This window comes from Amycolatopsis sp. AA4 (genome assembly GCF_002796545.1).
Classification (GTDB): domain Bacteria; phylum Actinomycetota; class Actinomycetes; order Mycobacteriales; family Pseudonocardiaceae; genus Amycolatopsis.
Genome location: NZ_CP024894.1, coordinates 6,871,137 through 6,883,182, shown reverse-complemented (window position 1 = coordinate 6,883,182; position 12,046 = coordinate 6,871,137). Strand labels below are relative to the sequence as shown.

Sequence of the window (12,046 nt, the reverse complement as noted above, 5' to 3'; positions counted from 1 at the left end):
TGTGGCGTTGGGTGCGTGGGATGCACCCAATGTGGCGTTGGGTGCGTGGGATGCACCCAATGTGGCGTTGGGTGCGTGGGATGCACCCAATGTGGCGTTGGGTGCGTGGGATGCACCCAATGTGGCGTTGGGTGCGTCTGACGCAACCAATGTGGCGTTCGGTGCGTCTGACGCAACCAATGTGGCGTTGGGTGCATGGTGGCGGCGTGGGGTGGCTGTGCGCACGAACCTCGAGCGGGGAGCGGGGAGGCGGGGGTGCGCGGATTGCCAAGACTTCTGCCTGCGACGACAAGGGCCATCAGCATCCGGCCAGCCACACTGGGCAGGGCGCGGGGCAAAGGGGCGCTTGGAGTGGATCGGGAGGCCTGGATGGCACAGCAGCAGACAACCGGAGAGGCTGCTGGGGGGCGGCTTCGGGCTGATGCTCTCGGGACTGGCGGGATTGCGTTCCTCGTGCTCGCCGCGGTGGCGCCGTTGACTGGGATGGTGGTGATCGCGGGGCTCGGGATCGCGCTCGGCAATGGGGGCGGGATGCCTGCGTCGTTCCTGATCGCGGGGATTGTGTTGCTGTTGTTCGGGGTCGGGTACGCGCGGATGAGCCGGTATGTGTCCAACGCGGGCGGCTTCTACGCATACCTTACCGCGGCGCTTGGGCGTCCGGCTGGGCTTTCTGGGGCGTTTGTTGCGTTGGCTGGGTACAACTGTTTCGTCGCGGGGGCGGTGGGGACCTCGGGGGCGTTGACGGGCGGGGTGGTCAACCGAGTGTTTCATTTGGACTTGCCGTGGGAGTTTTGGGCGGGGCTGTCCGTCGTCGCGGTGTTTTTGCTGAGTCGTCGTGGGGTCGATGTTTCGGCGAAGGTGCTTGCGGTGTCGCTGATTCTTGAGGTCAGCATCCTCGTCGTGTTCGACGTGGCGGTGCTCGTGAAGTCCGGGTATTCGCTCAGTGCGTTGTCGCCTGGCGTGGTGACGTCCGGGTCGATTGGGCTTGGGTTGTTGTTTGCTGCCACCTGTTTTATCGGGTTCGAGGCGACTGCGTTGTTCAGCGAGGAAGCGCGCGACCCGAATAAGTCGGTGCCGCGCGCTACTTATATCGCGGTGATTGCGATTGGGGTTTTCGCGGCGATCACGTCGCTCGCGTTGGTGAGTGCGATCGGGGTCGGGAACGCGAAATCCGTGGCGCAGGACCATCTTGCGGCGGGCGATTTGCTTCTTGCCACGTCGCAGGATGTGTTGGGCACCGTGCTGACCGACGTCATGCAGTTGTTGCTTGTGGTCAGTCTGTTCGCCGCGTTGCTGGCGTTGCACAACTCTGCCAGCCGGTACGTTTACGCGCTTGCCCGGGACGGGGTGCTGCCGAAGGTGTTGGGGCGTACGGTTTCTGGGACGCCGCGTAACGCCAGTGCGGCTCAGATCGGGTTCGCGACGCTCGTGGCGGCGGTTTTCGCAGTGCTGGGGCTCGATCCGGTGGCGTTCCTGACGTCGTCGATGACTGGGTTCGGGACGTTGGCGATCCTCGTGTTGCAGGCGATGGCGTCGATCGCGGTGGTGGTGTTCTTCCGGCGTCGGCGGGATCCGCATTGGTGGAGCACGTTTGTCGCGCCAGGGCTCGGCGGAGCGGGGCTGGTCGGGGTGATTGTGCTGGCGGTGCTGAATTTTCCGACGATGGCCGGGTCTGACGCGGCGTGGATCGGGTTGTTGCCGTGGTTGCTGCCGATTCTGATTGTCGCGGGGCTGGCGATGGCCGGGTATTTGCGGCGGAGGCGTCCGGACACGTATGCGGCGCTCGGGCCCGACGTGCACTGAACGCCGACTCAGCTCTTCGTCTTGGCTCGGTCGTGCGCCCAGCTGGTGATCGCCATTCCGAGGAGGACCAGAACCACCAATGCGGCTAATTGTCCGCCCCAGCCGCCGGGGACCCAGCTGAACGCGCCCCACAATTGGCGTGCTTCGTGGTCGAAGAAACTGCGGATCGCGGCCTGTGCGGAGACGACGGTGATCACCATGCCGACGATCTGCACTGCGGAGTAGCCGCCCTTGCTCATGTGCGCTCCTTGAGTCGTGGTGTTTTCAGTGTGTCGGCCGCGGCACGAGCGCGCATCGGACCTGCGGAGCGAATCGGGACCGACCAAAAGTCGGGGGTTACGACTTTGGTCTAGGAGGCGGGGTGTGCCGAGGGCGGCTGCACGACGGGGGCGGATCGGCGAAGATGGGCTGGTGATCGTTTCTCAGGTCAAGCTCAAGCCGTGGCAGCAGGGGTGGCGGCTGGTCCTCGCCGCGCTGCTCGGCGGGCTCGCCTGGCTCGCGGTCGTCTCCCACCTGCCGGAGGGGTCCACCGACCCTCGCCTCGGGTGGCTTTTCTTCGGCGACCCGATCGTCGGGCTCGGCTGCCTGGTCGCGTCGCTGTGGCGGCGGAAGTATCCGCTTTCGATCGCGACCGGGGTGGTGATCGTCTCGGCGGTGTCGACGTCCGCCGGGGGAGCCGCGCTGCTCGTGCTCGGGTCGCTGGCCACCCGGCGCCGGCCGCTCGAGACCACGTTCATCGCGTTGGCGTGCATCGCGACCGGGGCCGTCACCGACAACCTCTACCCGAGCGGCTCCAACCCCGACCCGTGGTGGTGGTCCATTTCGCTGATCGTGCTGATCACCGGCATCGTCGTCGCGGTCGGGGCGGCGATCGGGGCGCGGCGCGAGGAACTGCAGTCGCTGCGGGAACGCGCGGAGAGCGCGGAACGCGAGCAGGTCGCGCGGGCGGCCGAGGCGCGGATCGTCGAGCGGCATCGGATCGCGCGGGAGATGCACGACGTCCTCGCGCACCGGGTGTCGCTGGTCGCGATGCAGGCCGGGGTGCTCGGGCATCGCGCTGATCTGCCGCCGGAGCAGGTGTCGTTGCTGGCCAGGGGGATCGCGGACGGTGCGCATCAGGCGCTGGAGGAGCTGCGCGAGGTGCTCGGCGTGCTGCGGGCCAGTCCGGGCGGGCTCGAGCCGCCGCAGCCGTCGCTGGCGGATCTGCCCGCGCTGGTCGCGGACGCTCGGGCGCTCGGGCTGAAGGTCGGTTATACCCCGGCGTCGGTCGGGGACCCGCCGGATCTGCTTGCGCGCACGGTGTACCGGATCGTCCAAGAAGGACTGACCAATGCCGGGAAACACGCACCGGGAGCGGAAGTGTGTGTCACTGTTGCGGGTGGCGAGGGCGAAGGGCTGCGCGTGACGGTGCGGGATTCCGGTGCGACGAGGAGCGTCCCGCCGCCGCCGTCGGCCGGGTTCGGGTTGCTGGGGCTTTCCGAGCGGGTCGAGCTGGCCGGTGGCGAACTGGACCATCACGCGGACCCGGACGGCGGGTTCGTGCTGACCGCGTGGCTGCCGTGGCCCGCCCGCGGCGAAGGGAGCGAGTGAGTGGACCGGGTGCGGGTCGTGCTCGTCGACGACGATCAGCTGGTGCGGATGTCGTTGCGGCTCATGCTCGACGGCGAAGCCGACCTGGAGGTCGCCGGCGAGGCCGCGGACGGCGACGCCGCGATCGCCGAGGTACGCCGGCTCCGGCCGGACGTCGTGCTGATGGACGTGCGGATGCCCGGCCGCGACGGGATCAGCGCGACCGAGGCGATCCTGAGCTGGCCGGACCCGCCGCGGATCCTGGTGCTGACCACGTTCGACTCCGACGAGATGGTGCTCGGCGCGCTGCGGGCCGGCGCGCTCGGGTTCGTCCTCAAGGACACCCCGCCGCCGGACATCCTGGCCGCGGTGCGCGCGGTCGCCGACGGGAACCCCGCGCTGTCCCCGGCCGCCACGAGCCGGTTGATCACCGCGGCGATGGGGCCGCGGTCGTCGGAGACCCGGCGTGCCGCGCGGGAAGCGGCGCGGGCGCGGCTGGCCGCGCTGACCGAACGCGAGCGCGACACCGCGCGGGCGATCGCGGAAGGGCTGTCGAACGCCGAGGTGGCCGAGCGCCTGCACATCAGCGTCGCGACGGTGAAAGCGCACACGAGCAACCTGTTCGCGAAGCTCGGCGTGGTGAACCGGGTGCAGATCGCGCTGGTCGTGCGCGACAGCGAGGAATAGCCGGAAATCCTCCGCGGCACGCCGTTTTGGTGCGGATATTCGGAAATGACTTCGGATTGACCGGCGAAATGCGATCTGGCCGCGTTGCTCACGCCGTCGCTTGCTCGTGTTCCGGGCAGTCGGTGCGCAATTCGGTCAGCGCCAGCGGTTTCCGCATCAAATGGCAGTGGTGCGGGGCCTTCGGATCGGGGTGCTCGTCGGGCCCGAAGAAGCGGCACGTCGTGCACACCCGGGCGACGCTGATCGCCCCGCCGCGCTGCAGGTCGGCGATTACCCGCAACAGGGTGTGCAGCGTCGTGGCCCGGTCCGGCTCCGGCAGCGCGGCCAGCGAGCCAACCAGTTGCGCGTCCCACGCCGACAGCTCGGCGGAGACCTGGAAGCCGCGCTCGGTCAGGGTGAGCAGGCGGCGGCGTCCGTCCGAACCCGGGGAGCGGGTGAGAAGTCCTTTGCGTTCCAAGGCGCTGACGGCGTCGGACATCGTCGGGGTGGTGACGTCGAATTCCGCGGCCAGTGCGTTCACCTCGCGTCGCGGCGCGGGGTGTCTCGCCAGAGACAGCACCGCGTGTTGCTGCAGCGGCGAAAGACCTTGCGTGCGGGCACTGCGCTGGGAAAGCGCGCGCAGGCCGTTCCCGAGCCGCTCGATGGCGTCGGCCAGCCGCCGGTCGAGGCCGGGATCGTGCTCGGGCATGCGCGCCGCCTCGCGGTCAGGATTCCGTGCCGCCCATGATAAGCGACGGCCCGGAAGAAGGCCGGGACCAGCCGGTCCCGGCCCCCTCCCTCGCCAGGTGGCTCAGACGAGTTTCTGCGCTTCGAGCAGCGTGTCCCGCAGGATCTGTTCGATTTCGTCGAACTCCGCCCGCCCCGCGATCAGCGGCGGCGCGAACTGGACGACGACGTCGCCCCGGTCGTCCGGACGGCAGTAGAGGCCGCGGTCGAACAGCGCGCCCGGCAGGAAACCGCGGACGAGGCGTTCCCGCTCGTCGGCGTCGAACGTCTCGCGGGTCGCCTTGTCCTTGACCAGTTCGACGGCCCAGAAGTAGCCGTCGCCGCGGACGTCGCCGACGATCGGCAGGTCCAGCAGCTTGTCCAGGGTCGAGCGGAACGCGTCCTGGTTGTCCAGTACGCGCTGGTTGAGGCCCTCGCGCTCCATCAGGTCGAGGTTCGCGAGCGCGACCGCCGCCGACACCGGGTGCCCGCCGAAGGTGTACCCGTGCGGGAAGCCGACCTTCGGGCCGAGGAACGGCTCCATCACCCGGTCCGACGCGATCAGCGCGGCGATCGGGCTGTACCCGGAGCTGAGCCCCTTCGCGCAGGTCAGCAGGTCCGGCTGGAGGCCGAACTTCTCGCTGGCGAACGTCGTGCCGTGCCTGCCGAACGCGCAGATCACCTCGTCGGCGACCAGCAGGACGTCGTGCCGGTCGCAGATTTCCCGCACCCGTGCGAAGTATCCGGGCGGCGGCGTGAGGCAGCCGCCGGAGTTCTGCACCGGTTCGAGCACAACCGCGGCGACCGTGTCCGCGCCCTCGAACAGGATCGCCTCCTCGATCCGGTCCGCGGCCCAGCGGCCGAACGCTTCGAGGTCGTCGGCGAACTCCGGATGCCGGTACAGGTTCGTGTTCGGCACGCGGAAACCGCCCGGCGCGAGCGGTTCGAAGTCCTTCTTCATCGCGGGCAGCCCGGTGATCGCGAGCGCGCCGTGCGGCGTGCCGTGGTAGGCCACCGCGCGGCTGATCACCTTGTGCTTGCCGGGTTTCCCGGTCAGCTTGAAGTACTGCTTCGCGACCTTCCACGCGGATTCGACCGCTTCGCCGCCGCCGGTGGTGAAGAAGACGCGGTTGAGGTCGCCGGGCGCGAGATGCGCGAGACGTTCGGCCAGTTCCGCCGCGGGTTTCGTGGCATAGCCCCAAATCGGGAAGTACGCCAGCTCGTTCGCCTGCTGTGCGGCGACTTCCACGAGTTCGCGGCGGCCGTGTCCGGCCTGCACGACGAAAAGCCCGGCCAGTCCGTCGAGAATCTTGCGGCCGCGGTCGTCCCACACGTGCACGCCCTCGCCGCGGGTGATCACCGGGACCGGGGTCTCCGGGTAATTTCCCATGCGGGAGAAGTGCATCCACAGGTGCCGGGCTGCTGCCGACTGAGTGTCCATTGTAGAGCCCCTCTCAGACGTTCTGCGGGAAGCCGAGGTCGAGCCCGCCTTGCTCGGGGCCCGGCCAGCGGGTGGTGACGACCTTGGCGCGGGTGAAGAAGTGCACGCCCTCGCCGCCGTGTGCGTGGGTGTCGCCGAACAGCGAGTTCTTCCGGCCGCCGAACGAGTGGTAGGCCACCGGGACCGGCACCGGCACGTTCACGCCGACCATGCCCGCCTCGACGTCGGCGGAGAACCGGCGGGCCGCGCCGCCGTCGTTGGTGAAGATCGCCGCGCCGTTGCCGTACGGACCGGCGTTGATCAGCTCGATCGCGTCCGCGAACGTCTCCACGCGCACCACCGAGAGCACCGGGCCGAAGATCTCGTCGGTGTAGATCGGCATGTCCGGGCGGACGTGGTCGAACACCGTCGGGCCGACGAAGAATCCCTCGCCGTCCGCGTCGAACTCGCCTTCCCGGCCGTCCAGCACCAGCGTCGCGCCGGCTTCGGCACCGGCGGCGATGTAGCCGGACACCCGGTCCTTCGCCGCGGCGGTGACCAGCGGGCCCATGTCGCAGCCGCGGGTGCCGTCGCCGGTGACCAGCGTCTTCGCGCGGTCGGCGATCCGCGGCACCAGCGCGTCGGCGACGTCGCCCACCGCGACCACCACTGAAACCGCCATGCAGCGTTCGCCCGCGGACCCGAAACCGGCGCTGACCGCCTGGTCGGCGACCAGGTCGAGGTCGGCGTCGGGCAGCACCACCAGGTGGTTCTTCGCGCCGCCGAGCGCCTGGACGCGCTTGCCGTTCGCGGTGCCGGTTTCGTAGACGTACTTCGCGATCGGCGTCGATCCGACGAACGACACCGCCTCGATGTCCGGGCTGTGCAGCAGTGCGTCGACGGCGGTTTTGTTGCCGTGCAACACGTTGAACACGCCTTCGGGCAGACCGGCTTCGCGCCACAGTTCGGCGAGCCAGTTCGCGGCGGTCGGCACCTTCTCCGACGGCTTCAGCACGACGGTGTTCCCGGCCGCGATCGCGATGGGGAAGAACCACATCGGGACCATGGCGGGGAAGTTGAACGGCGAGATGATCGCGACCGGGCCGAGCGGTTCGCGCAGCGAGGTGACGTCGATGTCGGTCGACGCGTTCGCCGTCGCCGCGCCCTTGAGCAGTTGCGGGATGCCGCAGGCGAACTCGACGACCTCCAGGCCGCGCGCGACCTCGCCCGCCGCGTCGGACAGCACCTTGCCGTGCTCGGCGGTGATGATCTTGGCGAGTTCTTCCGAGCGCGCGTCGAGCAGTTCGCGGAACCGGAACAGGACCCGGCTGCGCTTCGCCAGGGAGGTCTTGCGCCAGGCGGGGAACGCGGCCTTCGCGGCGGCGATCGCGGCCTCCGCGTCCGCGGCCGAGCCGAGCGGCACGCGCGCGGTGACCTTCCCGGTCGCCGGGTTCGTGACGTCCCCGTAGCCGTCCGGCGAGCCTGCTGCCTCGCCGCCGGCGATCCACTGGGACAGCGTCGGCACGGAATCGCTCATCGAGCCACCTTTCTTCCTGGTATTCGCCCTCTGAGGGTCCCTCCCGGACGGGTCGCGGGTAACCGACGAACCGTCGGTTTGCCAGGGCCGTGCTTTACATTTCGTCGGGTTATCCTGACGTCGTGCACCTGACCCTGCGAGACGTCCTCGAACTGCCGGTGATGGCCGCCGGATCCCCGGTCGTGCGCTCGGCGGCGGACGCGGTCGACGTGCCGGTGCGGTCGGTGCACGTCAGCGAGCTGAGCGACGTCGCCGGGACGCTGACCAGCGACGTGCTGGTGCTGTCGATCGGGCGGGCCTTCACCGAGCCGGGCTTCGACGCGGTCGCGTACGTGCGGTCGCTGCGGGACGCCGGGGCGATCGGGCTGGTCGTGGAGCCGGGGCCGCATCTGAAATCGTTGCCCGACGCGCTGGTGCAGGCCGCGCGCGCCGCGCGGTTTCCGCTGGTGGAGCTGCGCAGCACGGTCCGCTTCATCGAGGTGACCGAGATCGTGCACGCGCGGATCGTCAACGCGCACTACGAGCGGCTGCGGCTGGCCGAGCGTGCGCACGAGGCGTTCAGCACGGTGGGTTCGGCTTCGCAGGCACCGGACGCGGTCCTCGCGCACGCGGCGGACTTGATCGGGCTGCCGGTCGTGCTGGAGGACCGGACGCACCGGGCACTCGCGTTCGCCGGCGCCGGCTCGGCGGAATCGCTGCTTCGCGACTGGCCGGCCCGGTCCCGGCGGGTGCCGTTTTCCGCGGCGACCGAGGTCGGCGGTCCGGAGGGCTGGATGTGCACGCCGGTCGGGCCGCCGCGCGAACGCTGGGGCCGGCTGGTGGTGCCTGCGCGTTCGGCGGAGCAACCCTCAGCTTGGCTCGTGCTCGAACGCGCGGCGGAGGCGCTGACCGTCGGGAAGTTGCTGGAACGCTCGCCGCTGTCGGTGGAAATCGAAGCACAGGGCGACTTGCTGCGGGATCTGTTGCACGGCGCGGACGAGGGTTCGGTCCGAGCGCGAGCCCGGGCGTTGGGGCTGGCCTCGGCGGCGTACTACGCGGTGCTGGTGTGCCGTCCGGCTCGGGCCGGGCAGGAGCGGGCGCTGCTGGACGCGGTGCTGACCAGCGACGGAATCGGGGGTGTGCTGGCGGAAGGCCGGGTCGCCGCGGTCTTCCCGTGCGCTTCGGCGGCGGCGGAGAAGGCGTTGCTGGAGCGGGTGGTCGCCGGGGTTCCGGAGGGGCTGGCCGCGGCGTTCGGGGCGGCCGGGCCGGTGCGCCGGCTGGGCGAGCTACCCGCGGCGCTGCAGGAGGCGGTGCATGTCGCGGACGTCGAATCGCCTGGTGCGCCTGGACTTCGGCGGGCCGGTGACTTGGGGGTGCGCGGGTTGTTGTGGTGGTTGCGGGAGCATCCGCGGCTGCACGAGTTCACCGAGGCGCAGTTGCGGCCGTTGCTGACGCTGCCGGAGCCCCGGGCCAGCCGGGCGTTCGCGACGTTGCGGGCGTTTGTCGAGGCGGGGTATTCGATGACGGAATTCGCGAAGGCGGTGAATCTCAGCCGTCCGGCGGCGTATTCGCGGTTGGCGACGATCGAGCGGGTGCTGGGGGTTGATCTGTCCAATCCGGACACTCGGCTTTCGTTGCACCTAGCCGTTTTGGCGCACGGACACCGGGATTCAGCTTCCGGCTCCCCAGCGCAGTGACAGCCGGTCGGCGGCGCGTTCGGTGCTGATGTGCATCATGCTGCCGAGGATGGTCGCGCGGTCGATGACGACGATGGTGCCGTCCGGGGTGCTCGTGGTGCGCTCGCTGACCAGCACCGGGGTGGTGACCGGTTCGTCGAGAAGCCGGGCGAGCTTGTCGTCGAGGGCGTCCGGGCGGATGGTCTCGGCGGCCCGGTCCACGATGATGTCCAATTCGGACAGTGCGGTGTAGAGCGACACGGTGGTGAAATCCTTGTCCCGCAAGCGTTCTCCGTGCGGCGGCGCGATCCACGACACCTGGTGGATCGCGCGGCGGCCGCCGAACTCGCGTACTCGTTCCAGCCGCAGGCCGGAATCCGTGGCGCGGGCCTGCAGACGGGCGGCGACGCGAGTGGGCAGCCGCCGCACCGACTGGCTGACGACCTCGGTGCGCACGACGTAACCCTGATCGCGCAGATCCTCGGTGAAGCTGCGCAGCGAGCCAGGCTGGTACGAGGCCGGGGTCGGCGCCACGAAGGTGCCGCGGCCGGGTTGTTGCACGATCAGGGCTTCGTCGCTGAGTTCGCGCAGCGCCTGCCGGAGCGTCATGAGGGTGACGCCGTAGGACGCGCTGAGCTCCCGCTGCGGAGGCAAGGCCTCGCCGGGGGCGTACTCCCCGGCGCGGATCTTCGCGGCGAGATCCGCAGCGATCGCTCGGTATCGGGCCATGCGCGTCCGTTCTGGTCCAGTTCTGCGGGGACCAGCGGATTCTAGTCCAGCGCGGCTCGCAGGGTCGCGACGTACTCGCCGACCTCGGCCGGACCGGCGCCGTCGAGCACCCGGCGCATGATCGCCGCGCCCACGATCACGCCGTCGGCCACGCTCGCGGCCTCGGCGGCGTGCGCGGGTTGCGAAATGCCGAAACCGACCAGGACCGGCAGGTCGGTCGCGTTCTTCAGCCGGGTGGCCAGGTCGATCGCGGAAGCGGGCAAGTGGTCGCGTTCGCCGGTGGTGCTCATCGACGAGACGGCGTAGACGAAACCTCGGCTCCGCGCGGCAATCTCGTGGGCGCGGTCGGCTGGGGTCGCGGGGGAGACCAGCAGCGCCAGGTCGATGCCCTCCTCGATCGCGGGCACTTCCTCCAGCGGCAGGTCCGGAACGATCAGACCGTCGACTCCGGCTTCCTTCAGCTCGGCGCAGAAACCCTTGCGGACAGCCAAGTTGGCGTACGTGCTCACGATGATGGGAACGTCCACTGTGGTCTCCGAAAGGGCATTGAGGACACTTCGCGGAGTCGTTCCATTGGCGAGGGCGACGTTGGACGCTTCCTGGATGGTCGCGCCGTCCAAAGTCGGATCGGAGAACGGGATGCCGACTTCGATCGCGTCCGCACCGGCTTCGATCAGCGCCGGGAGGTAGTCCGTCCACTGTGGAGTTACCCCGCCGGTGAGATACGGCATCAGGATTTTCCGGTCGGTCTTCATGCGCGGGTCTCCTCGGAGCGGGCGATCAGCGTGGCGATGTCCTTGTCGCCGCGGCCGGACAGGGTGAGCAGAACCGTCGACCCAGCCGGAAGATCCGGTGTGCCGGCGGCTTCGGCCACCCAGGCGAGCGCGTGCGCGGATTCGAGGGCCGGGATGATTCCCTCGGTACGCGCCAATTGCGCGGCCGCGGCGACCGCTGCTTCGTCGTTCACCGCGACGTACCGAGCCCGGCCGAGGTCGCGCAGGTGCGCGTGTTCGGGTCCGACGCGGGGTAGTCCAGCCCGGCCGCGATCGAATGGGCTTCGAGGATCTGCCCGTGGTCGTCCTGCAGGAACAGCGACCGCGAGCCGTGCAGCACCCCGGCCTGGCCGAACGTCGCGCCCGATCCGCCGATCGCCTCCACCCCGACCAGCCGCGCGCTGGTGTCGGTGAATCCGGCGAAAGTGCCCGCCGCGTTGGATCCGCCGCCGACGCACGCGACGACGAAATCCGGCACGGTCGCATGCTGCTCGCGGGCTTCGTCGCCGATCACGCGCTGGAATTCGCGCACCAGCCACGGATACGGATGCGGCCCGACGACCGAGCCGAGGCAGTAGTGCGCCTCCTCGGTCGAGCTGACCCAGTGCCGCATCGCCTCGCTGGTCGCGTCCTTGAGCGTGCGGCTGCCGGTGCGCACCGGGACGACCTCCGCGCCGAGATAGCGCATGCGGAACACGTTGTGCGACTGGCGTTCGACGTCCTGTTCGCCCATGAACACCGTGACCGGCAGGTCGAACAGCGCGCCCGCGGTGGCCGTCGCGACGCCGTGCATCCCGGCCCCGGTCTCGGCGATCAGCCGCCGTTTGCCCATCCGCTTCGCGAGCAGCGCCTGGCCGACCGCGTTGTTGATCTTGTGCGATCCGGTGTGCGTGAGGTCCTCCCGCTTGAGCACGACGTGCACGCCGAGTTCCGCGGACAGCCGCTCGGCGGGCGTCAGCGGCGTTGGCCTGCCGACGTGCCGGGCGAGCATCATCTGGAGCTGCTCGCGGAAGCCCGGGTCGACCCAGGCCTTCTCGAACGCGTCGGCAACTTCGAGGCAGGCGGGCGCCAGGGATTCCGGCACCCAGCGCCCGCCGTACTCCCCGAAGCGTCCTTCCTGGGTCGGGGTGCGCATGGGCATCTCCTTAGAGTTCTATAACTGTCTCCA

10 protein-coding genes and 1 pseudogene are annotated in these 12,046 nt (G+C 69.7%); 4 read left to right on the top strand and 7 right to left on the bottom strand.

Annotated elements, in window-relative coordinates; genetic code table 11:
- Positions 1 to 369 precede the first annotated feature (369 nt).
- Positions 370 to 1,803 (top strand): APC family permease, encoded by a 1,434-nt coding sequence (locus tag CU254_RS31725; protein WP_009082735.1) that lies wholly within the window; start codon positions 370 to 372, stop codon positions 1,801 to 1,803.
- Between the two features lie 8 nt (positions 1,804 to 1,811).
- Here the strand turns inward: CU254_RS31725 and CU254_RS31720 are convergent, their stop codons facing one another.
- Positions 1,812 to 2,042, bottom strand: coding sequence for a hypothetical protein (locus CU254_RS31720; RefSeq protein WP_009082733.1), 231 nt, complete (start codon positions 2,040 to 2,042; stop codon positions 1,812 to 1,814).
- 172 nt (positions 2,043 to 2,214) lie between these two features.
- On the opposite strand from CU254_RS31720, the gene CU254_RS31715 reads away from it, so the two are divergent.
- Together CU254_RS31715 and CU254_RS31710 are read left to right on the top strand one after the other, a co-directional pair.
- Positions 2,215 to 3,393 (top strand): sensor histidine kinase, encoded by a 1,179-nt coding sequence (locus tag CU254_RS31715; RefSeq protein ID WP_234392775.1) that lies wholly within the window; start codon positions 2,215 to 2,217, stop codon positions 3,391 to 3,393.
- A complete protein-coding gene (locus tag CU254_RS31710; protein WP_009082731.1) occupies positions 3,394 to 4,059 on the top strand; it encodes a response regulator transcription factor in 666 nt (221 codons plus the stop codon).
- A gap of 88 nt (positions 4,060 to 4,147) precedes the next feature.
- Here CU254_RS31710 and CU254_RS31705 read toward each other — a convergent pair whose 3' ends face one another.
- The 3 genes from CU254_RS31705 to CU254_RS31695 all read right to left on the bottom strand — a co-directional run bounded on the left by CU254_RS31705 (position 4,148) and on the right by CU254_RS31695 (position 7,721).
- Entirely contained in the window at positions 4,148 to 4,747 is a 600-nt protein-coding gene (locus CU254_RS31705) for a MarR family winged helix-turn-helix transcriptional regulator (RefSeq protein ID WP_037715451.1), read from the bottom strand.
- A 102-nt stretch (positions 4,748 to 4,849) separates the two neighbouring features.
- Positions 4,850 to 6,205 carry an aspartate aminotransferase family protein gene (locus CU254_RS31700; RefSeq protein WP_009082729.1) on the bottom strand — a complete coding sequence of 452 codons (1,356 nt, stop codon included), beginning with the start codon at positions 6,203 to 6,205 and terminating at the stop codon, positions 4,850 to 4,852.
- 13 nt (positions 6,206 to 6,218) lie between these two features.
- Positions 6,219 to 7,721 carry a CoA-acylating methylmalonate-semialdehyde dehydrogenase gene (locus CU254_RS31695; RefSeq protein ID WP_009082728.1) on the bottom strand — a complete coding sequence of 501 codons (1,503 nt, stop codon included), beginning with the start codon at positions 7,719 to 7,721 and terminating at the stop codon, positions 6,219 to 6,221.
- Positions 7,722 to 7,843: 122 nt separating this feature from the next.
- Here CU254_RS31695 and CU254_RS44840 point away from each other — a divergent pair, with 122 nt between their 5' ends.
- Complete coding sequence (locus CU254_RS44840; protein WP_037718302.1) at positions 7,844 to 9,397, top strand: PucR family transcriptional regulator ligand-binding domain-containing protein; 1,554 nt, start codon at positions 7,844 to 7,846, stop codon at positions 9,395 to 9,397.
- Here the strand turns inward: CU254_RS44840 and CU254_RS31685 are convergent.
- The 3 genes and pseudogenes from CU254_RS31685 to trpB all read right to left on the bottom strand — a co-directional run bounded on the left by CU254_RS31685 (position 9,371) and on the right by trpB (position 12,019).
- Complete coding sequence (locus CU254_RS31685; protein WP_009082726.1) at positions 9,371 to 10,105, bottom strand: GntR family transcriptional regulator; 735 nt, start codon at positions 10,103 to 10,105, stop codon at positions 9,371 to 9,373. The two genes, CU254_RS44840 and CU254_RS31685, sit on opposite strands and share 27 nt — an antisense overlap.
- Positions 10,106 to 10,146: 41 nt before the next feature.
- Positions 10,147 to 10,860, bottom strand: coding sequence for a tryptophan synthase subunit alpha (gene trpA, locus CU254_RS31680; RefSeq protein WP_037715448.1), 714 nt, complete (start codon positions 10,858 to 10,860; stop codon positions 10,147 to 10,149).
- Positions 10,857 to 12,019: pseudogene (gene trpB / locus CU254_RS31675) on the bottom strand (tryptophan synthase subunit beta). The gene trpA and the pseudogene trpB overlap by 4 nt, the downstream one beginning before the upstream one ends.
- Positions 12,020 to 12,046: the final 27 nt, after the last annotated feature.